Consider the following 19953-nt stretch of genomic DNA (forward strand, 5'->3'; position numbering starts at 1 on the left):
TGCTTCCCAGACATAGCTTATAACCGCCGGGCCAGACGCTGGCCCGGCGGTTTTTTATGTCCCGGGTGCCGGCCCCCTGCTGATATGAAGCCGGCCTTCGCTCACACGATTTGGCGGAAGCAGTTGTGAACTGCTCGGGGTCGTTGAGCCGGATCGACCGGCCGCCGATCCGCCTGGCTTGTTACGCCTTGAATACGTTTGCGCCACTTAGTCCGTGTCGCGCACAGGCGTTGCGCGTGTCCACGATCAGATGGGCGTGCTCGACCACAAGCCGGTAGTCGACGATGTCGTGATCCGTCGCGATCAGAACGGCATCGAAGCTAGCCAGAGCTTCCACATCGAGCGCCGGGATCCCTTTCTTTCCGGTCAGCTCCGGGTATTCGCGCGTCGGCCGGATCACTGGCACATGGGGGTCGTGGAACGCGACATGGGCGCCCCGCTTTTCGATCAGCTCGATCAGTTTGAGCGCGGGGCTTTCCCGCATGTCGTCGATATTCTTCTTGTAGGCGATGCCGAGGACGAGGATACGGGCATCGCTGAAATTCTTGCGGAGCTGCGTATCGACCAGCTCCGCCAGGCGGTTGACCACCAGATAGGGCATATGGGTGTTGACTTGGCCTGCGAGCTCGATGAAGCGCGTCGTGATGTCGTATTCGCGCGCCTTCCACGTCAGGTAGAAGGGGTCGATCGGGATGCAGTGGCCACCGAGGCCGGGGCCCGGATAGAAGGGCATGAAGCCGAAGGGCTTGGTCTTCGCCGCCTCGATGACCTCCCAGATGTCGATGTCCATCGCGCTGTAGACCTGCTTCAGCTCATTGACGAGCGCGATATTGACTGCTCGGAAGATATTTTCGGTCAGCTTGACGGCTTCCGCGGTTGCGGTTGATGAAACAGGCACCGTTCTGACCACAAGTGCGCTGTAGAGCGCGTCGGCCATTGCCAAGGCATCTGGCCCGTCGCCCCCGACCACTTTGGGGATATCCGATGTGCCGAAGCTGGGGTTGCCCGGATCCTCGCGTTCAGGCGAGTAAGCCAGGAAGAAATCCTGGCCGCTTGCCAGCCCGGATACGCCTTCCAGGATCGGACGCATCACCTGGTCTGTGGTTCCGGGATAGGTCGTCGATTCCAGCACGATCAGTTGGCCGCGCTGCAACCGGGGCGCGATCGCCTCTGCAGTCTTGACCACATAGGACATGTCCGGCTCGCGGTGCCGCGTCAGCGGCGTCGGCACGGCGATGAGCAGGGCGTTCGGCTCGGACAGCCGATCGAAGTCGGTCGTGGCGGCGAACCGGCCGCTGCTGATGCCCTCTGCGATCGGTTCGGACGGGATGTGCTTGATGTCACTCTGGCCGGAATTGATCAGCGCGACGCGGTCGCGATCGATGTCGAAGCCGATGACGCTGAAGCCCTTGCGTAGCGCCGCCAATACGAGTGGAAGGCCCACATAGCCCAGGCCAATGATGCCGATGGTCAAGGAGCGATCATGGGTGCGCTCGATGAAGCGCTGCGCGGCTTCCGAATTCACATTGCACTCGCGCTTTACGCCGAACCCGTGGGGCGGCTGTTTCGTGCGTGAGCTTGTTCCAGACTTGCGAAAACGCGTCAACATAAGCTGGGAGGAGGCACGCCATGGGCCTGTCGGAACGCCAGCTAATCCTTGTAGAGGCTCTTGAAATACCGGTTGATGCCATCGAGATCGACCGCGGCGCCGTGATTTCGTTCGCAGAGGAGCTGCTGGTGAAAATACCAGTCGTCGAAGCCGACATTGAGCCGATCATAGCCGGCCTCGGCTAGAAGGAGCCTGATCTCCTCCCGGCGCGGCTCGACGAAATTGTGCTCGATGGTGAAGAGCGGGATCCGGTGGCGAGCCAAGTCGATGCTGCGCAGAATGTCGAGTTCGGAACCTTCCGTATCGAGCGAGACATAGTCGAAGCCGTTTAGCGCGAAATCACCCATCGCAGCGATCTCGTTGAAGGTGATGGTCTCGACCTGGATCAGGCCCTTCTCCGCGACGACCTGGCGACGATGCCTGGCATAACCGTCGCTGTCGGCGAACTCCTCGAGGGTGCCGATCTCCTGGGAGGCAACGAAGTCAAGGACCCTGCCGGACTCGCGATAGACAGCCTTTTCCAGGCAGATCGCCGTGCGGTTCTGCCGGAGCTTCGCAAAAAGTTCGGGGTTGGGCTCGACCGCCACACCCGTCCAGCCATGTTCGGTTTCGAGGAAGTAGCTGTTGCTGTGGAGGACGCCATCGAAGGCGCCGATCTCGGCGAAGCGGCCGCCACGCCTGCCATTGCACATGGCGAAGACCCAGCGCTCCTGCTCGATCTGTGAATTGGTCGGCATCTCGTAGGCAAGGCGTGGGTCGAAGGAGAGCGTGTCGTTATACCCCATCGTCATCAACTGCCCCATCGCCTTAGCCACGCCAATTCGGCGCTCGCATCGATAATGCCCTGGGCTCTCGGCCAGTCCAAGGCAGGTTTGGTCTGTCGTGAGGCTCGCTGCTTCCACGGCCGTGGTCATTCTGAGGTCGCTCAGTGAATCTCCGGTTCCGCCACCTTGGCCGTGCCCTCCAGGTAGTCGAAATCGCAGCCCTTGTCGGCCTGGCGGATATGAGCGGCGGACATGCGGCCATAGCCGCGAGCATAATTGCGGTCGGGTGGTGACCAAGTGGCGAGGCGACCGGTGATTTCGTCGTCGCTAAGCTCGACGGAGATACTGCGAGCCTCGACATCGACAACGATGATGTCGCCGGTCTGAACCGCGGCGAGAGGCCCCTTGATATAAGCCTCCGGCGCGACATGGAGCACGCAGGCGCCGTAGCTGGTGCCGGACATGCGTGCGTCCGAGATGCGCAGCATGTCGCGCACGCCCTGCTTCAGCAGTTTTTTGGGAATGGGCAGCATGCCCCATTCCGGCATGCCCGGGCCGCCGACCGGGCCGCAGTTCTTCAGGACCATGACGTGATCGGCGGTGACATCGAGGTCCTCGTCGTTCACAGCGCGCATCATCGCGTCGTAATCCTCGAAAACCAGAGCCGGGCCGCGATGTTGGAGCAGCCGAGGCTCGGCCGCGGAAGGCTTAATGACACAGCCATCGGGCGCAAGGTTGCCCTTCAGGACGGCAAGCCCGTTGGCGGTCGAGACGGCCCTGTCGAGTGGACGAATGACGTTGTCATCATAGACCTGTGCGAGCGCGATCGTCTCGGCAAGGGGTTTTCCTGTCACTGTCATGGCGTCGGTATGCAGCTTGCTCTCAAGCTGTTTCAACAGAGCGGGGAGACCGCCGGCATAGAAGAAATCCTCCATCAGGAAATCGCCGGACGGCCGCAGGTTAGCGATCACCGGCACCGTGCGCGAGAAGGTATCGAAATCCTCCGGCGTCAGCGGCACGCCAGCCCGACCCGCCATCGCGATCAGGTGGATGATCGCATTGGTCGAGCCCGCCACCGCCATATGGACAGTGAGCGCGTTCTCAAAGCTCTTGCGGGTCAGGATGCGGTCGGGGGTCAGGTCCTCCCAGACCATTTCGACGATGCGCTTTCCCGCAGCCGCGGCCATGCGGGGGTGGGCGGCATCGGCGGCGGGAATCGCGGAGGCGCCGGGCAAGGTGAGGCCGAGCACCTCGGCATGGCTCATCATGGTCGCCGCGGTACCCATCACCATGCAGGTGCCGTGCGAGCGGGCGATACCGCTTTCCATCTCGCGCCATTGGCCGTCGGTGATGTTACCGGCTTCCTTCTCGGCCCAGTATTTCCAGACATCGGCCCCGGAACCCAGCACCTTGCCGGCCCAGTTGCCGCGCAGCATCGGGCCGGCCGGCACGAAGATGAAGGGCAGGCCCGCGCTGCATGCGCCCATCACGAGGGCGGGCGTGGACTTGTCGCAGCCGCCAAGCAGCACCGCGCCGTCGAGTGGATGGGAACGGATCGATTCCTCCGCCTCCATCGCCAGGAAGTTGCGGTAGAGCATCGTCGTCGGCTTCTGATACTGCTCGGAGGCCGACATCACCGGGATTTCGACCGGGAAACCGCCCGCGGCCCAGACCGCGCGCTTCACCGCCTCGGCCCGGTCGCGCAGATGGGTGTGACAGGGGTTGATCTCGGACCAGGTGTTGAGGATACCGATGACCGGCTTGCCCATGAACTCCTCGTGATTGAGGCCCATCTGCAGCGCCCGCGAGCGATGACCGAAGGAACGCAGGTCGCTGGCGCCGAACCAGCGCCTGCTGCGCAGCGTCTCGGGCGTCTTGCGGGGGTGGGGCATGGTGTTTCCTCGGATGTTTCTTGCTTGTGGTCCTGACCGCCATTGCGCGCAGTGCGCCGGCGGGGATGCGGGCTGCATGCCTTGTCGCAGTGCTCTGCGATGACGTTCGCGGCTATTCCGCTGCTGCTTGCCGTGCGCCCCAGCCACTGACGACACGGCGCAGCTCGGCGCGTTCGCTGTCGTTCAGTTCGGGAAGGCCGGGCAGGCGGACGGGGCCGACCGGCGTGCCCAGCAGGCCGAGCGCCTCCTTGACCACGGTCACATTGGCGCCGTTGCCATACTTGGTACGCAGCGTCTCGAAACCGGCGATCTCGTCGACGAGGTGTCGGGCGAGTTCATAATCGTTGCCTTCCAGCGCCCGCCAGATCGCCAGCGAGCGTTCGGGCACGACGTTGACCAGTCCGGAGGTGAAGCCGCGGGCGCCGAGCGCGTGGAACGGTGCGGCCCAGCCTTCGGCCAGTCCACAGATCCAGTTCGCACTGGTGCCCTGGGTCGCGCGCACGCATTCGGCCAGCAGCATCATGTTGTTTGACGCGAACTTCACGCCGGCGACATTGGCGTGGGTCGCGACGCGGGCGAGGTCCTTCACGCCGATCGCGTCGGAGCGGATATAGGCGACGACCGGAATCGGCAGGGCCTCGGCAATGGCGAGAATGTAATCGGCTTGCGATTGCGGCGCGGCAAAGGGATCGAGCGGGTGATGCACCATCACCGCATCGCAACCGGCCGCAACTGCGAGTTTGCCGGTCGCAATCGCTTCGCGAAGGGAGCGGCCGATGCCGGCCGTGACCAGCGACTTGCCGGCCGCAGCTTCGGCGGCGACAGCATGGCTGCGGACGACCTCGTCGGTGGTCATCGGGTAGAATTCGCCGGTATTTCCGGCCGAGACGATATTGTGGATGCCGGCCTCGGCAATGCGCCGGACGATCTGGCCGGTCAGGGCCCAATCGGCCTCGCCGTCGCCCTTCCAGGCTGTGACATGCACACCGGAAATCCCGCGTAATGCGGTCCGCAAGCGGTCATTCGTCATAGGCCAATCCCTCCGCATCCGAGCCGAACACCTGGCGCACATGGCTCTTGGCCGAGCGCACGATGTGGCTCCTCATTCGCTGCTCGGCGAGCTGCGGCTTGCGCCCAGCCAGCGCCTCGAAGATTCCCTGGTGTTCGACAAAACCCTGGCGGCGTTCGTCCTGCTCGCCGAGCAGTGCGATGCGCTGGGCGTGATCATACATGCGCTGTCCGTCCAGCCGGCGCTCCAGATAGGCGCAGCCCGAGATCCGGTGGATCGCGCCGTGGTAGGCCTCGTTCAGATTGACGAGGTCCTCGAGTGCACTGTGCTCGGTCGCGTGCGCCATGTCGTCGATCAGCCGCGACATGTCGCGGATCTCGGCGTCGCTGATGCGATTGGCGGCGATATGGGCCATCACGCTTTCGATTGCGGCGCGGCCAAGCGCCATCTCCAGAGCCTGGCGCGCGGAGAAGAGCACGAAGACGCCGCGTCGTGCCTCTGTGCGGACAAGCCCTTCGCTTTCGAGCTTACGGATCGCGTCCTTCACCGGGGTTGTACTGACGCCGAGCATTTCGGCGAGCTGACGCTCGTTCAGCCTCTCCCCGTTCTGGAAGCTGCCGGCCACGATCGCGCGACGCAGACGCTCATGCACATGCTCGCGCAAGGAGCGCAGCAGGTGAGGGGCGACGGGTTCGATCGTGGTGGTCTCGGTCATCATAGTCCCAGCATGTGCGGGGGAGGCACCGAAATCCCGATCGGGCTCCGGCGTTCCGCCCTGCATCGCCGCATCAAACATCACAAACATCAAGTCCGAACAAGTCTGAAATTTCAGATTTCAAATCTGAAATGCTGTGCTATGCCCTGCGGCAAGGAGCCCGGGAAGGGCCGAGCCGGCGCGAATTGCGCGGGCGCTGCAACAAGGGAGGAAGACCTGATGAGTTTGACGCGACGCGCGGCGATGGCTGCCGCCTGCCTGATGATCGCCCCGGCTGCCCTGGCGCAGTCGGATTATCCCTCGAAGGTCGTGACCATCGTGGTGCCCTTCGCGGCCGGCGGCACGACCGACCTTCTCGGCAGAATTCTGGCCGAGCGGCTGGCCGTGCGGCTCAATGGCAAGTTCATCGTCGAGAATCGGGCGGGCGCGGGCGGCAACACCGGTGTCGCTGCCGTCGCGAGGGCGCCGGCCGACGGCTACACGCTGACCATGGGCACGGTTTCGACCCATGCGATCAACCCGGCCGTCTACAGCAAGATGCCCTTTGACCACATCAAGGATTTTGCGCCGATCTCGCAGGTGGCGAGCGTGCCGAATATCCTGATGGTCAATCTCGACCTGCCGGCGAAGTCGGTACCGGAACTCATCGAACTGCTGAAGAAGAACCCGGGCAAATACTCGTTCGGCTCGTCCGGCGCCGGCACCTCGACGCATATGGCTGCCGAGTTGTTCAAGGTCGCGACCGGCACGGATATGGCCCATGTTCCCTACCGATCGAGCGGGCAGGTGACCCAGGATCTGCTTTCCGGGCAGATCCAGCTTTCCTTCGACAACATCACCATTGCCTGGCCGCATGTGGAAGCCGGCAAAATCAGGGCACTCGCGACCGCAACGCCGGAACGGCTCGCCGTGGCCAAGGACCTTCCGGCGCTGGCCGAGTTCATTCCGGGCTATGCCGCGACCTCCTGGCACGGCTTCTTTGCGCCTGCCGCGACGCCGAAACCGATCGTCGACAAGCTTTCTGCCGAGGTGCAGGCGATCATGCGCGAGCCGGCAACCGTCGAGCAGCTCAGGAAGCTTGGGGTCGACCCGGTTGGCTCGAACCAGGCCGATTTCACCGCCCATATCGCCGCCGAAACCAAGCGTTGGGCCGAGGTGGCGCAGAAGGCGAATGTAAAGATCGAGTGAAACGCGATGGCCGTGTCCTGAGCAAAAGCGTCACTCCGAGGCTGCGCGGCGGTGCAGCCCCGGGGCGGCGACTATCAGCGTCGTATGCCGCCTCCTTTGAGCGAATGAGGATCACCTTCCGATGACGTCCGTGCTGACCCCCGAAAATCGCGAAAAGCTGAAGCGCGTCTCCAGCGCCACATTGACGACCGCACTGTTTAAGTGCGGCTTCCGCAATGTCTTCATTCAGGACGTGCGGCCGCTGGGAACCGCGGCGCCGCGGATGGTCGGCGAGGCCTATACGCTGCGCTACATCCCGGCGCGTGAGGATCTCGACCATCTCGGCGTCTTCGCCGATATCGAGCATCCGCAGCGCAAGGCGGTCGAGGCCTGCCCGCCAGGCCATGTCATGGTGATCGACAGCCGCAAGGACGCGCGCGCGGCATCGGCAGGCGGCATCCTGGTCTCGCGGTTGATGCAGCGGGGCGTTGCCGGCGTCGTCACCGATGGCGGCTTCCGCGATTCGCCCGACATCGCCCAGATGCCGTTTCCGGCCTTTCACAGCCGGCCGAGCGCTCCGACCAATCTGATCCGCCACCACGCGGCCGATATCAATGTCCCGATCGGCTGTGGCGATGTACCGGTATTCCCCGGTGACATTGTGGTCGGGGACGGTGAGGGAGTCTGCGTGATCCCGGCGCATCTCGCCAATGAGATCGCTGAGGAGGCCTATGAGCAGACGGCCTATGAGGATTTCGTCGAAGAGCGTGTCCGAGCGGGCGAGACCATTTTCGGACTTTATCCGGCCAATGCGGAGACCAAGGCGAAGTTCGCGGTCTGGAGGACGGGGTGGGCCTGAGGCAGGGGCGCGCGGCCCAACGCAGGGCATGCTAGAAGCGGGTCGAACAGGCAGAGGCGAAGTCGGGGCGAGATGGCCTAATCGTGCCGCTATTAGTCCGATGTGAAGCTGGCTGAGCCTCGCTAAAGCCACCGCCCAGGTTCACCTCACCGCTATCGCCTACAACCTCAAACGCACCCGATCGATCGTCAGGGCAAACGTCTGATCGCGCAAATTCCGGATCAGCGCGCAGCTGCCGAAGACAGCAATCTGCGCGCCCGAAACAGGCAGATCGTCATTGTTTACGCCCACCCGCGCACAGGTCTCGTCAGCTCTGAAATCGTCATGCGTCCAAGCCCCTTCGGCTCGGAAAATCATCGTTCACGCCCAGTCTCGAAAGGTGGGGCCAGGACACCGCTTACGTTACGCCGCAGGAAGCCGACAACTTCTTCGCCGCCGCAGGATATGAGACGGACTGAGCCGAAAACGCTCCAGATCAGTCCCTGACCTGGTCACGCGAGACCCGCACTGGTCTGTCAGCTCTTCAGGCTGCGCGCCACTTGCAGGAGATACTGGCCATAGTCGCTCTTGGCGAGCTTCTCGCCGAGCGCTGCCAGTTCCGCGGGGCTGATCCAGCCCTGTCGGGCGGCGATCTCATCCGGGCAGGCCACGCGCAGGCCCTGACGCGCCTCGAGGGTGCGGATGAACTCGCCGGCTTCCAGGAGGCTGTCCGGCGTTCCGGTGTCGAGCCAGGCGAAACCGCGGCCCATGCTCTCGACCGAGAGCTCGCCACGCTCGAGGTAAATCCGGTTCACATCCGTGATCTCGAGCTCGCCGCGGGGAGACGGTTTCAGGGTGCGGGCAATCTCAACAACCTGCGCGTCATAAAAGTAGAGGCCGGTGACGGCCCAGTTCGACTTTGGCTGCTTCGGCTTTTCCTCGATCGAGACCGCGCGGGCATTGGCATCGAACTCGACCACGCCGTACCGTTCCGGATCGCGAACGTGGTATGCGAAGACCGTAGCGCCGGTCTTGCGGTCCCAGGCCCGCAACATCATCTCAGGCAGCGAGTGGCCGTAGAAGAGATTGTCGCCCAGGATGAGCGCCGACGGTCCATCGCCGACGAAGCTGGCCCCGATCTGATAGGCTTGGGCGAGGCCGCCGGGGTGCGGTTGCTCGATGTAGCTGAGCGACATCCCCCAGATCGAACCATCGCCGAGCAGGCGCTTGAAATGCGGAAGGTCGTGGGGCGTCGAGATCACGAGGATCTCGCGGATGCCCGCCAGCATCAACGTCGACAGCGGATAGTAGATCATGGGCTTGTCGTAGACAGGCAGGAGCTGCTTCGACATCGCAAGGGTCATGGGGTGCAGGCGCGTTCCGGAGCCGCCAGCCAGGATAATGCCCTTCATGATCTAGTCTCCAGTCTGCTGAAGGCGTGGTGTACAGGCGGCCAACGCGCTGCGCCAGTGCGGCAAGCGGAGATCGTGACGCTCCGATAGGCCGCTGCATATCAGATCAACGGTCTCTGAGCTTGACGCATGGGGGCTTCTCGGCGGTTTGTTTCCCTGATTCCACGTGCCCGAGGAGGATTCGCGTCCATGGAATCAGTGAACCGGACCGCCGAAAGGACCTAGGGAGCCAGCCTCAGCGCCCGTTGGTATTATCTGCCGCGCACGGTCCCGGCCGCCGATCTGGCCCTGATGCGCCGGATCGACGCCCTGCATCTGGAATACCCCTTCGCCGGCAGCCGGATGTTGCAGGGTCTTCTCAACGCCGAGTGCCATGTCGCAGGGCGACTGCACGTCGCCACGCTGATGAGGCGGATGGGGATCGAAGCGCTCTATCGTCGGCCAAACACCTCGAAGCGAGCGTCGGGGCATGCGATCTTCCCCTATCTGCTGCGCAAGCTGCCGGTGACGCATCCCAACCAAGTCTGGGCGATGGATGTCGCCTATATCCCGATGGCGCGAGGCTTCGTCTATCTGGCCACTGTCGTCGACGGGTTCAGCCGCAAGGTTTGGGCCTGGCGGCTCTTGATCACGATGGACACCGCCTTCTGCATCGAGCCCGTCGAGGGCGCCTTGGCTCGCTTCGGCAAGCCGGAGATCTTCAATACGGACCAGGGCTCGCAGTTCACCAGCCGCGGGTGCGCCGGCCTGCTGATCGGTGCCGGCATCAGGATCAGCATGGACGTTAAGGGAGCCTGGCGCGGCAACCACACCACGTTGACGCCTCGGCGCCCCGTTGCTATCGAGGTAAGCAAGGTCAACCATTTGCTGTTCGATCTGCTGGAACATACGGATGACTGGCCGGAAGATCATGCTCCTGTACTGGGGCAGGCGGGGCATCAACACGCTGGTTGGGGAGATCGTCGCAGCGCTTGACAGGCACTCCGGTCCACCATGCCTATTGTCGCTGTCGCGCGCCAATGCCGATCTGCCGATCTTCGCGTCGTTGGGCGAGCGGCTCGTCCTCGTCGATACCTTCTCGAGCGGCCTCGGTGCGGCCTGCCTGTGGCGCATTCCGGTCCTGCGCGCACGGTTGGCGCAGGTTATCCAGGAGGCTGGCGTCAGTGACGTGATCACGCTCATGCCGCATGTCTGGTCCTTCCTGGCATCCGGGGCCGTCACTGCCGCCGGCGCGGGCTATCACACCATCTTGCATGATGCCGAACCGCATCCGGGCGACGGCACAGCACGGATGCTGCCCTTGCTGCTCAAGGACATGCACGCGGCGACAACCGTGTTCACGCTGAGCGATGCCGTTGCCGAGATGGCCCTGCGCCGGAGCCTCATCCGCCCGTCCCAGGTCGCGCGGCTGTTTCATCCGCTGACGGGGAGCAAGTCGACTGCCGTGCAGGCGGCCCCTTCAAGCGGCCAGCCCTGGCGGCTGCTCTTCCTCGGGCGGATCATGCCATACAAGGGTTTGCCGCTGCTGCTGGAGGCGCTTCGACAGCTTAAGGCGGAAGGACGCAACGTCACGCTGTCAGTGATGGGTGAGGGTCCGCTGGACGATGTGGCCGACAGAATCACGGCGCTGAAGGTGGAGGTCACCAACCGCTGGCTGCGGGATGACGAGATCGCAACTGCCCTGTCTTCACATCATGCCGTTGTGCTCTCCCATGTCGAGGCCAGCCAGTCCGGCGTGGTCGCCTCGGCGCTGGGCGCCGGTGTACCGGTGGTCAGTACGCCGGTAGGCGGACTGGCAGAGCAAGTGCGCGACGGCGTTACGGGCCTTGTGGCCGCCAGCGTCTCCGCCACAGCGCTGGCCTCCGCCTTGCGCGCCCTGATGGACACGCCGGGCCTGCACGGGCGGCTGGCGTCGAACGTGGTCGCCGAGCGACAGGCCAGGTCGCCCGACGCCTTCGTCGCGGCGCTTCTAGCTGCGCTGGAGCGTCCGCGGCACGAATGAACGGCAAGCCTCACTGAGCGCTTATGTGAGACCCCGCAACACGGCCTCGTAGCGCGCAGCCATCGCCGCTTGCGTGCGGTCACCAGCCATGAAACGCATCTGGATGCGGTCGCGCGATGGGTCCGCATGAAGCCCCTGAGTGAACGCGCGAACGATCGCATCCGCCAGCGCCAATGGCTCGACCGGATCACAGAGAACCCCGTTCTCGTTGTCGGTGATGATCGTCGGCACATCGCCAACCCGCGTCACCGCGACGGGACAACCCGTCGCCAACGCTTCCAGAACGACCAGCGGCGCGCCTTCGACAGCCGAGGTCAGCACCAGCATGTCCGCAGCAGCCAGCAGTTCGGCGACCTCTGCGGGGTTCACATGTCCGCGGCGGACAATCACGTCGCCGAGGCCATGGCGCTGGATGGCCCGGTCGACCTCCGGCCCCAGCGGCCCGTCACCCGCCATCACGGCGCGGAGCGCGCCGTCCGGGGCAAGCCGCGCGACGATGCCGACAAAGGCTTCGGGGCGCTTCTCGACCCCCATGCGGCCGATCCAGACGAGCAGCCGCGTGGCCGGCGACAGGCCCATCGCTTCGCGCAAGGTGGCGCGGCGACTGGCCGCCCTGACGAAGGGCACGGCGTCGATCCCGTTGGCGATATGCACGATCCTGTCGGGCGCCACGCCGGCTGCGCGCAGGGAACGCTTGACAGGTCCGGACACGGCAATGTGAATGCCAAGCGCCGACCCAGCCGCGATCGCCGCGCGATAGACCGAGTCCGGGACCTCGTTGTGGATGATGTTCGCCGCCTTGAGGCCCCCCGGTGTTTGAGCCGCGAGCGCGGGCAGGTTCTTAAGAAACCAGGCCGAGCCAGACGACAGGACATGCGTCACGCGTCGGCTCGCGACGAGATGGGCAACGAAGGCGGCGCGGTGCTCCTCGTCGAGTATGCCATCAAGATGGAAGATCTCGGGGCTGACCGCCCGAAATGCCCCTGTCATCAGATGATCGTCGGCTTCGGTCGTGATGAGCACCACATGCCAGCTGGCGGCGAGCCCTGCCAGAGCGGAGAGCAACACGCCCTCGGCTCCGCCGCGCCGGAGCCAAGGCGCGACCACCAGCAGGCCGGGCTTGTCCATCCGCCGGATGGCGTGCGTCAGATCCGCCAGCCTGTCCTCAACCGGGCCGGGCTGGCCGGCGACTGCGCGGATGCGTGCCCTCAGCCGGGCATCGCCAAACACCACCGGGTTCAGCGTGCGGATACGCGACTGCAGCTCCTCCTGCATGTCCTTGGCGTCATGGGTCATGGTGCGGCCATGGCGCCTGTGCAGGAAGAGGGGATGGCGGATGACACGTCCGCGCCGGCCGAGCGCGCTGAGGCGGATCCAGAACTCCCAATCCTCGAAGCCACCGCGCATGATGGGCGCATAGCCCCCCGCCGCCTCCCAGTCATCACGCCGGAAGACCGCGCTGACGGCAGTGAAGTTGCTGACCAGCGCCTCGTCGATGTCGAAATCGCGCGTTTCCCATGTCTCCTCGACATCGCCGAAGAAGCGGACATGCGAAAAAGCAAACCCGACTGAGCTGTCGGTCCGCATCAACGCAATAGTTGCCTCCAGATAGACCGGCTCGATCAGGTCATCGGCGTCGAGGCAGCAGATGTATTCGCCGCGCGCGGCGGCGATGCCGCTGTTGCGTGCCGCGGGCAGGCCCTGGTTCACGGTGCGGATCAGCGTAATCTCGCCATCGGCGGCGAGCCGGTCGAGCACGGCGACGGTCGATGGATCAGTCGAACCGTCATCGACCACGATGACCTCGATGCTCGCCACCGTCTGCGCCTGTGCCGAGCGCACGGCCTCCACGACAAAGCGGCCATAGTTGAAGCAGGGAATGACGATGCTGGCGAGCAGCGCGGGCTGCACAGCGGGTGCGGGTTTGGCGATCACCGCACCTGCCGCGTCGAAGCGTTGCGAGCGTGCATCAATAACAATCCGGTCGCGCCGGCGGGCACGGCAGTCACCGCGCCCAGGCAGGACGCGCGACATGATCTTGCGCGCGCCCTGCGCCATCAGGACGTCGACCTCGGCATGCCGCCCCTGGTCAACCAGCCCAGCAAGATAGCGGGTCACGCCACGCAGGCGCGGGCTGAACGGGCCCGCTGCGACGTCAACGATGCGCAGGATCCCGGCAAGAAGCCGGTGCTGCAGGCGCTTGGCCCAAGGAATGTCGGGGCCGGCCAAGCATCGCTCTCCGGGTTACGCGGCGCGACGCGGTCGCGACAGAAAGTCGGCATAAGCCAGCTTCAGGCCATCATGCAGGCTCGTACTGGCGCGCCAGCCCAGCGCACCCAGACGCCCTACATCGACCAGCTTGCGCGGCGTGCCGTCCGGTCGGGACGAGTCGAATTCAAGCTTGCCCGTATAGCCGACGGTCGCCGCAATGGTCTCCGCGAGTTCGCGGATCGTCACGTCGGCGCCACATCCGATGTTGATCAGGCCTTCGGCCGAATAGGTCCTCATCAAATGGATGCAGGCGTCGGCAAGATCGTCGACATAGAGGAACTCGCGCCTCGGCGTACCTGTGCCCCAGACCGTCACGGACGGCGCGCGGGTCTCCTTCGCCTCATGGAATCGCCGGATCAGCGCGGCGGCGACATGGCTGTTTTCGGGGTGGTAGTTGTCGCCCGGACCGTAGAGGTTGGTCGGCATCACACTGATGAAGTCCGCGCCATACTGCCGGCGGTAGCTTTCCGCCAGCTTGATGCCGGCGATCTTGGCGATGGCGTAGGGCTCGTTGGTCTGCTCCAGCGGCCCTTGCAGCAGTTGATCTTCGTTCATCGGCTGCGGCGCGAGCTTCGGATAGATGCAGGTGGAGCCGAGGAACATCAGCTTCTCGACGTCGTATTTGTGCGCGGCGTGGATGATGTTCATCGCGATGGCGAGGTTGTCGTAGATGAACTCGGCCCGATAGACGTTGTTGGCATGGATGCCGCCGACCTTCGCGGCGGCGAGGAACACAGCCTGCGGGCGGTTCGCTGCAAACCACGCCTCCACCTGCGCCTGGTTGCGCAGATCGACATTCGAACGGCTGCTCGTCAACACATCGCAATGTTCGCCGGCGAGGCGGCGCACCAGCGCGCCGCCAACCATGCCACGATGTCCGGGAACATAGACCCGCTTGCCAGCCAGTTCGAATTCAGGTTCGGGCATCGGCCCTCTCCTTTAGCGCGGCGGCTAGGTCTGATTTCACCATGTCGCTCACCATCTGGGCAAAGCTGATCTCCGGCTGCCAGCCAAGCTGCTGGCGCGCCTTTGACGGGTCGCCGATCAGCAGGTCAACCTCGGTCGGCCGGAAGTAGCGCGGGTCGATCCGCACGACGGTCTTGCCGGACTGGCGGTCAACGCCCTGCTCGTCGACGCCCTTGCCGCGCCACTCGATCTTGCGCCCGAGTTCGGCAAAGGCAAGCTCGACGAACTCACGCACGGTGCGGGTTTCGCCCGTCGCCAGCACGTAGTCATCCGGCTCGTCGGCCTGCACGATCATCCACATGCCGCGCACATAGTCCTTGGCATGACCCCAGTCACGCTGGGCGTCAAGATTGCCGAGATAGAGGCACTCGTCGATGCCAGCCTCGATCCGCGCCACGCTACGCGTGATCTTGCGCGTCACGAAGGTTTCGCCGCGGATCGGGCTTTCGTGGTTGAACAGGATGCCGTTGGAGGCAAACATGCCGTAGGCCTCGCGGTAGTTCACCGTGATCCAGTAGCCGTAGAGCTTCGCCACCGCATAGGGGGAGCGGGGATAGAACGGTGTCTTCTCGCGCTGCGGAACCTCCTGCACGAGACCGTAGAGCTCGGAGGTGGACGCCTGGTAGAAGCGGGTCTCTTTCTCCATGCCGAGGATGCGGATGGCTTCCAGCAGGCGCAGCACCCCGATGCCGTCTGCATTGGCCGTGTATTCCGGGCTTTCAAAGCTCACCGCCACATGGCTCTGGGCAGCGAGGTTGTAGACCTCGGTGGGCCGAACCTCCTGCATCAGGCGGATCAGATTGGTTGAATCCGTCATGTCGCCATAGTGCAGGTTGAAGCGTACGCCGCCGCTGTGTGGATCCTGGTAGAGATGATCGATGCGCTGGGTGTTGAACGACGACGAACGGCGCTTGACGCCATGGACCTCGTAGCCCTTCGCCAACAACAGCTCTGACAGATAGGCGCCGTCCTGTCCGGTCACGCCGGTAACGAGGGCAACCTTGCGCCCATCCCTTGCAGTCGTCATCAATTCATTCCCGAAAGCGCACGCCGCAGCCAGCGCCGCGATAACCTCCGCTGCCTAGCGGAATAGGCGCCGTTTCGCAAATCCCGCCTTCCACCGCGCTGCTTTGAATTCGTGCCAATGGTGGGGTTGGTCAATCGACGCTGGTCTGTTCCCATTTGTCGGGTCGCCTGAGGGGGAGTTTCCGGAGTGTTTCACGCGGCTGTCGGGCCGCGCCGCCGGAGTTCTGCAACGAGATCGGTGGCTTGTCGCCGATCGCTTCGTGGCGCAGCGCCATCGGCTGCCCGCTCTTGCGCTCGCCAATCCCGATCAGACGTCCTGCGCATCACTGCGTTCATGAAGGCGATCCACGGCGGCACGAATATACGGATTTCCACCGACAATGGCGCCACGTTCAGGGCTGGTGTCGCGGACTACAAGTCGGGCTACGTTTCCTTTAACGCGACGCCGGCGCCCTACGGCAACGTCTATTACGACTCGGACACGATGACATTCAGCGACGGGTTCGATGTGAATAGCGATGGTTTCGCAACGGTTGTGCAAGCGCTCTTTCGCGGCTCGGCCGGGCTGCGGGGCCAATCCTTCGGCAACTGTTACGGGCACAAAGCCGGCGTCGGCTTTGTGCCAATTCAGTTTCGACCGCGGCCGGTCGCATCACGAACCTGCGTTGGCTTGCCGTCACTGGGACGCTCAAGGCGACGACCCGCATCATCGTCGATTTGGCGGTGCTGAAGCGCCGCCTGAAATCAGCCATCGACGCCGCTGCCGAGGCCGAGCGGCTGAAATACATCACCCCCGGCGCCGGACAGGCGATGACCTATCAGCCCAAGGCCGATGAGGCGCGGCGCCTCGCGGACGATCAGGCGCCCGATCCGGCGGGGTATCCGCTGCTTTCCGCCGAAGTCGGGATCACGGCGTCGACACTGGCGGACGTCGGCGAGGCGGTCATGGCTGCCTACCAGCAATGGATCCAGATCGGCGCCCTAATTGAAGCGGCGCGGCTCAGCGCCAAGCAGGCGATCGATGCGGCCAAGACTGCTGATGCCGCTCGAAAAGTTGAGCCGGACTGGCCGGGAGTGGATGATGCGGGCGAGTAGACCGGGCGCTTAGGTCAAGCGGGGTTGGCCCCAGGCTGGATAGGCCGCAGCTTTCTGGCCTTGACCCACCTCGCTAAGCGAGTGGCCGGTTCATCAACATAGACCGTGAAGACATACGCAAGGCCATAAACGAAGACGATAAAGACCGCGCTCAAGCCGGCGAAAGCTAGGTTGCCCAAGCCGGTGCGAATAACCTTATCTTGGCCGCGTTTGTCGGTGGCGCGTCCAACGCCGTCGCTGCGACAGTGACGTCAACTGCCGGCGGGAGTTCCTTTACCCACTGCAGCCTGCAAGCTGAGGTTGTTGCTGGTGCTACTGGTTCCGTAGCAATTCAGATTGGGGCGGGCTCGTCTGACTTTGCGCTGGGTGGCATTAGTGGCGTGGGTCGGTATTTGGGCGTTGCAGGAAAGTCTACCCTCGTTTCCACGTTGCATCTTAAGCGTTGTCGGATTGACGCTTTAAGTTGCCAGAACGAACGAGTCAGACCGTTAGAACATGACACAGCACGGATCGGCACTCCCTCCTCCTTGATCGATAGTTTAGCGTGATCGTACAGTGACGCAGCCGACTTTGTGCGTCGGCTGGGAGAGGTGACGGTGACGCCAACCTTATCGCCCACGCAGAATGCAAACATGCGGTACCCTGCTCTCGACGGTCTGCGGGGGGTAGCGGCCTTCCAAGTGGTCGTTGTGCACCTAGTAGCGTTCTTTGATTTTGGGATGATTACAGGGGATCCGCGCTTTTCACACCTGGCGATTGACCAGTTGATCCCCAAACTGCCATTCATGTTGCATATAATGGCAGATCTCCCTGTTTGCCTTTTCTTTTCCCTCAGCGGGTTCGTGCTAACAGCCTCATTTAGCAACAATCGCATATCGTTATTGGCCGGATCGGCGAAGCGCTACGTTCGACTTATGCCGCTGATCCTAATTACTAGCTTGCTGGCATTCACGCTTTTTATAATTTTCGGTGAGGTGCATCAGGAAGCAGCCAAGATTACACGATCGTACGGTGCCACCTTGAATCTCCCGAACGGCGTGCCGAGCCTTGCTGCTGTCATTTTTGAGGGAACCGTTGGCGCAATATTAGGGGGCTTTTCCTATGCTAGCACTATTAACGGCGTTCTATGGACCATGCCGATAGAGTTTCAGGGCTCGTTGCTAATAATAGTTGTTTGCTTCGCGTCCCAGCTTATCACTAAAAATCATACTCGGCGAAAGGTGATCGAAATCGGCCTCCACTTCGCTTTCTTAACGATTTTTGCCAGAATGTACGTGTCATTGTTCTCTGCTGGCGCCTTGCTCTATTACGCAACCCGCTCACGGCTTATTGTTGGACAGCAGCTTACTGGTGCGGCGGTGTTAATGCTTGGGCTTTTTATTGGCACCATGCCGGGGGCATGGGTTCAAAATTGGCCTGTACCGCCGGTGCAAAATTTACCTTTCTCGTCCTATCCACACAATGTAGGTTCTTTCTATCACGGCATTGGAGCCGTATTAATATTGGCGGGTGTGTTAAAGAGCCAATATATCATGCGTCTGCTGAGTACGGATGTGCCACAATTCCTGGGGCACGTCTCATTCGCACTCTATCTTGTGCATCTGCCAATCATTCTTACAGTTGGCAGTGCGACGTGCATATATTGTTACTCTCTGGGATTCCCTTATTGGCTTTGCGTTGTCATTTCAGTTGGCGTCTCTGGTTCTGTTGTTTATCTATCATCCATTCTGCTGACTAATAAAATTGATCAACGAGCGATAAGCGCTTCGTATTACATTGGAAGGACAATGGGCCCGCTAGAATCACGCGTATATGCATCTCTAAAATGGCGTCCTGCCAGTGAAAGAGTAGATCGAGAGCATGTCGATAGCTAGAACGTCGCGCATAGTTGGAGAACTGGAAATCTCACGCTCAGTCGGTAGAAGGATTTACAACAATACTGGCGTCGACATTTTCAGCTACTCACTCGCTAGTCTTTGGGCTTCCGGCGGCGAGGAGGCGGTGTTCATGGTCTGTTGGGGGTATCGGACATTGGTGGCTCAATAACGCACTGCGGGGGGCAGATGGCTCGCCAATGGCGCGATTTACAGGTCCGAGCGCTAGGCCGGATGCTCTCTGCCTGCGCTCCAGGAACGGGCGCTTCTTCAGTTGTCTCCGCAGGCGCTGAGGACCGTCTAGTGGTCGTCTAGCCCACCAGCGGTCTGTCCAGCGCTGGCCCGCTTCTTCATCGGTCTCGACTATCTCTCGGTATTCCCATTTCCCGTCCCGATACCGGCGTTCCGTCTCATGGGCGCGCATGACCTTGCCGTTGGCGTCCCCGATCTTTTTGAAGGGCAGGGGATCGTACTCATGCCACTGCGCATGATGCGGCCTGGGCGAGCGGAAATACTGAAGCGCTAAAAGGGGCAGCTCCCAGATATCGCGAAGAATTTTCGTCAGCGGATTGGGCATCGGCATGTGTCCTGCGGCGCCGTCGCGTCGCTGCTGTCAAAGTCTCTGGAGCCCCCGCGCGGCTTGCCCAGATCGACAACCCCCAGGGTCGCCCTGACCGGCGGCTTTTCATTCCCGGAGACGTCATGGACACGACCGCCATACAGCGGGCGCTGGTCGCGCTCGGCTATGCTGCGACCCTTGAGTACGAGTTCACGCCCGGTTCCACCTCCGCGCAGACCATCACGATCCGGGTCGGAGCGAACTCCGGAAATATCGCTTTCAACAGGCAGCCGGCTCAGCGTCTTCTCGGTGGGCTCAGCGCGCGACGCTTGTGATCGAGGAGATCAAGGGATGACGTACACGATCATTTCAGCGGCGTACGCCAACACGGATAATTCGGCGGCTATCCTCATGACAGAGGAGGCCGCCGCGGTTCTTATCTCCGAGGCCGACACCCCTGAACTTTGGGCAGAGATGCTGGTGTGGGGCGCCCCGGCCGCCTATGTCCCCCCCCCCCGGCCCCGCTCCCCCAGGCCGATCCGGTCGACAAGCTGGTTGCCTTCCTGAATTCCAACCCGGATGTGAAGGCCCTTATCCAGTCGTCGCCGCAGGCGTTCGCGAGGATCTAGCCGCGGTGGGCAGGAGGCTCATCGAGCGTTTCCATTGCCCGAAACAGAGCCACGACGTGACCGGGTTCGTTCGCAAGACGGCGGATGCGGCAAGGCTCAGCGCGATTGGCGCGATGACAGGCGGG

At 62.9% G+C, this 19953-nt stretch carries 16 protein-coding genes and 1 pseudogene; 8 read left to right on the forward strand and 9 right to left on the reverse strand.

Annotation, left to right across the window (positions count from 1 at the left end; genetic code table 11):
• Positions 1-181 precede the first annotated feature (181 nt).
• The 5 genes from AB4118_RS03025 to AB4118_RS03045 all read right to left on the reverse strand — a co-directional run bounded on the left by AB4118_RS03025 (position 182) and on the right by AB4118_RS03045 (position 5989).
• On the reverse strand, positions 182-1525 hold the full coding sequence (locus AB4118_RS03025; protein WP_441488311.1) for a nucleotide sugar dehydrogenase: 1344 nt from the start codon (positions 1523-1525) through the stop codon (positions 182-184).
• A 125-nt stretch (positions 1526-1650) separates the two neighbouring features.
• Positions 1651-2400, reverse strand: coding sequence for an FkbM family methyltransferase (locus tag AB4118_RS03030; protein ID WP_441488312.1), 750 nt, complete (start codon positions 2398-2400; stop codon positions 1651-1653).
• Positions 2401-2534: 134 nt separating this feature from the next.
• On the reverse strand, positions 2535-4265 hold the full coding sequence (araD, locus tag AB4118_RS03035; RefSeq protein ID WP_441488313.1) for an L-arabinonate dehydratase: 1731 nt from the start codon (positions 4263-4265) through the stop codon (positions 2535-2537).
• 112 nt (positions 4266-4377) lie between these two features.
• Positions 4378-5295 (reverse strand): dihydrodipicolinate synthase family protein, encoded by a 918-nt coding sequence (locus AB4118_RS03040; RefSeq protein ID WP_441488314.1) that lies wholly within the window; start codon positions 5293-5295, stop codon positions 4378-4380.
• Positions 5285-5989: a GntR family transcriptional regulator gene (locus AB4118_RS03045; RefSeq protein ID WP_441477023.1), complete on the reverse strand. Its 705-nt coding sequence runs from the start codon at positions 5987-5989 to the stop codon at positions 5285-5287. The genes AB4118_RS03040 and AB4118_RS03045 overlap by 11 nt, the downstream gene beginning before the upstream one ends.
• Positions 5990-6208: 219 nt before the next feature.
• On the opposite strand from AB4118_RS03045, the gene AB4118_RS03050 reads away from it, so the two are divergent.
• Together AB4118_RS03050 and AB4118_RS03055 are read left to right on the forward strand one after the other, a co-directional pair.
• On the forward strand, positions 6209-7177 hold the full coding sequence (locus tag AB4118_RS03050; protein WP_441488315.1) for a Bug family tripartite tricarboxylate transporter substrate binding protein: 969 nt from the start codon (positions 6209-6211) through the stop codon (positions 7175-7177).
• Positions 7178-7298: 121 nt separating this feature from the next.
• Positions 7299-8015: a ribonuclease activity regulator RraA gene (locus AB4118_RS03055; RefSeq protein ID WP_441488316.1), complete on the forward strand. Its 717-nt coding sequence runs from the start codon at positions 7299-7301 to the stop codon at positions 8013-8015.
• A 515-nt stretch (positions 8016-8530) separates the two neighbouring features.
• Here AB4118_RS03055 and rfbA read toward each other — a convergent pair.
• The gene (gene rfbA / locus AB4118_RS03060) at positions 8531-9406 is read right to left on the reverse strand and encodes a glucose-1-phosphate thymidylyltransferase RfbA (RefSeq protein WP_441488317.1); all 876 of its coding nucleotides are present in this window, start codon (positions 9404-9406) and stop codon (positions 8531-8533) included.
• 249 nt (positions 9407-9655) lie between these two features.
• Between rfbA and AB4118_RS03065 the strand changes: the two are divergent.
• Positions 9656-10213, forward strand: a pseudogene (locus tag AB4118_RS03065) (transposase); the annotation flags it as partial.
• An 85-nt stretch (positions 10214-10298) separates the two neighbouring features.
• A complete protein-coding gene (locus AB4118_RS03070; RefSeq protein WP_441488318.1) occupies positions 10299-11408 on the forward strand; it encodes a glycosyltransferase family 4 protein in 1110 nt (369 codons plus the stop codon).
• Positions 11409-11429: 21 nt separating this feature from the next.
• Here the strand turns inward: AB4118_RS03070 and AB4118_RS03075 are convergent, their stop codons facing one another.
• The 3 genes from AB4118_RS03075 to gmd are packed head-to-tail and all read right to left on the reverse strand — an operon-like array spanning position 11430 to position 15672.
• The gene (locus tag AB4118_RS03075; RefSeq protein ID WP_441488319.1) at positions 11430-13637 is read right to left on the reverse strand and encodes a glycosyltransferase; all 2208 of its coding nucleotides are present in this window, start codon (positions 13635-13637) and stop codon (positions 11430-11432) included.
• Positions 13638-13652: 15 nt separating this feature from the next.
• On the reverse strand, positions 13653-14606 hold the full coding sequence (fcl, locus tag AB4118_RS03080) for a GDP-L-fucose synthase (RefSeq protein WP_441488320.1): 954 nt from the start codon (positions 14604-14606) through the stop codon (positions 13653-13655).
• On the reverse strand, positions 14593-15672 hold the full coding sequence (gmd, locus tag AB4118_RS03085) for a GDP-mannose 4,6-dehydratase (RefSeq protein ID WP_441488321.1): 1080 nt from the start codon (positions 15670-15672) through the stop codon (positions 14593-14595). The genes fcl and gmd overlap by 14 nt, the downstream gene beginning before the upstream one ends.
• A gap of 333 nt (positions 15673-16005) precedes the next feature.
• Here gmd and AB4118_RS03090 point away from each other — a divergent pair, with 333 nt between their 5' ends.
• From AB4118_RS03090 to AB4118_RS03105, 4 genes are all read left to right on the forward strand, one after another.
• Positions 16006-16401 (forward strand): hypothetical protein, encoded by a 396-nt coding sequence (locus tag AB4118_RS03090; RefSeq protein WP_441488322.1) that lies wholly within the window; start codon positions 16006-16008, stop codon positions 16399-16401.
• Positions 16395-16766 carry a hypothetical protein gene (locus AB4118_RS03095; protein ID WP_441488323.1) on the forward strand — a complete coding sequence of 124 codons (372 nt, stop codon included), beginning with the start codon at positions 16395-16397 and terminating at the stop codon, positions 16764-16766. The genes AB4118_RS03090 and AB4118_RS03095 overlap by 7 nt, the downstream gene beginning before the upstream one ends.
• Positions 16767-17398: 632 nt before the next feature.
• Entirely contained in the window at positions 17399-18640 is a 1242-nt protein-coding gene (locus tag AB4118_RS03100; RefSeq protein WP_441488324.1) for an acyltransferase family protein, read from the forward strand.
• 702 nt (positions 18641-19342) lie between these two features.
• Positions 19343-19534 (forward strand): hypothetical protein, encoded by a 192-nt coding sequence (locus AB4118_RS03105; RefSeq protein WP_441488325.1) that lies wholly within the window; start codon positions 19343-19345, stop codon positions 19532-19534.
• Positions 19535-19953: the final 419 nt, after the last annotated feature.

The organism is Allobosea sp. 2RAB26 (assembly GCF_052115465.1).
In the GTDB taxonomy this organism is placed as follows: Bacteria; Pseudomonadota; Alphaproteobacteria; order Rhizobiales; family Beijerinckiaceae; genus Allobosea.

Coding starts and splice junctions, on each gene's coding strand:
- AB4118_RS03050 (WP_441488315.1), top strand. CDS start 6,209: ATGAGTTTGACGCGACGCGCGGCGATGGCTGCCGCCTGCCTGATGATC.
- AB4118_RS03070 (WP_441488318.1), top strand. CDS start 10,299: ATGACTGGCCGGAAGATCATGCTCCTGTACTGGGGCAGGCGGGGCATC.
- gmd (WP_441488321.1), bottom strand. CDS start 15,672: ATGACGACTGCAAGGGATGGGCGCAAGGTTGCCCTCGTTACCGGCGTG.
- AB4118_RS03100 (WP_441488324.1), top strand. CDS start 17,399: ATGCGGTACCCTGCTCTCGACGGTCTGCGGGGGGTAGCGGCCTTCCAA.
- AB4118_RS03040 (WP_441488314.1), bottom strand. CDS start 5,295: ATGACGAATGACCGCTTGCGGACCGCATTACGCGGGATTTCCGGTGTG.
- rfbA (WP_441488317.1), bottom strand. CDS start 9,406: ATGAAGGGCATTATCCTGGCTGGCGGCTCCGGAACGCGCCTGCACCCC.
- AB4118_RS03090 (WP_441488322.1), top strand. CDS start 16,006: ATGAAGGCGATCCACGGCGGCACGAATATACGGATTTCCACCGACAAT.
- AB4118_RS03030 (WP_441488312.1), bottom strand. CDS start 2,400: ATGACGATGGGGTATAACGACACGCTCTCCTTCGACCCACGCCTTGCC.
- AB4118_RS03055 (WP_441488316.1), top strand. CDS start 7,299: ATGACGTCCGTGCTGACCCCCGAAAATCGCGAAAAGCTGAAGCGCGTC.
- AB4118_RS03105 (WP_441488325.1), top strand. CDS start 19,343: ATGGACACGACCGCCATACAGCGGGCGCTGGTCGCGCTCGGCTATGCT.
- araD (WP_441488313.1), bottom strand. CDS start 4,265: ATGCCCCACCCCCGCAAGACGCCCGAGACGCTGCGCAGCAGGCGCTGG.
- AB4118_RS03045 (WP_441477023.1), bottom strand. CDS start 5,989: ATGACCGAGACCACCACGATCGAACCCGTCGCCCCTCACCTGCTGCGC.
- fcl (WP_441488320.1), bottom strand. CDS start 14,606: ATGCCCGAACCTGAATTCGAACTGGCTGGCAAGCGGGTCTATGTTCCC.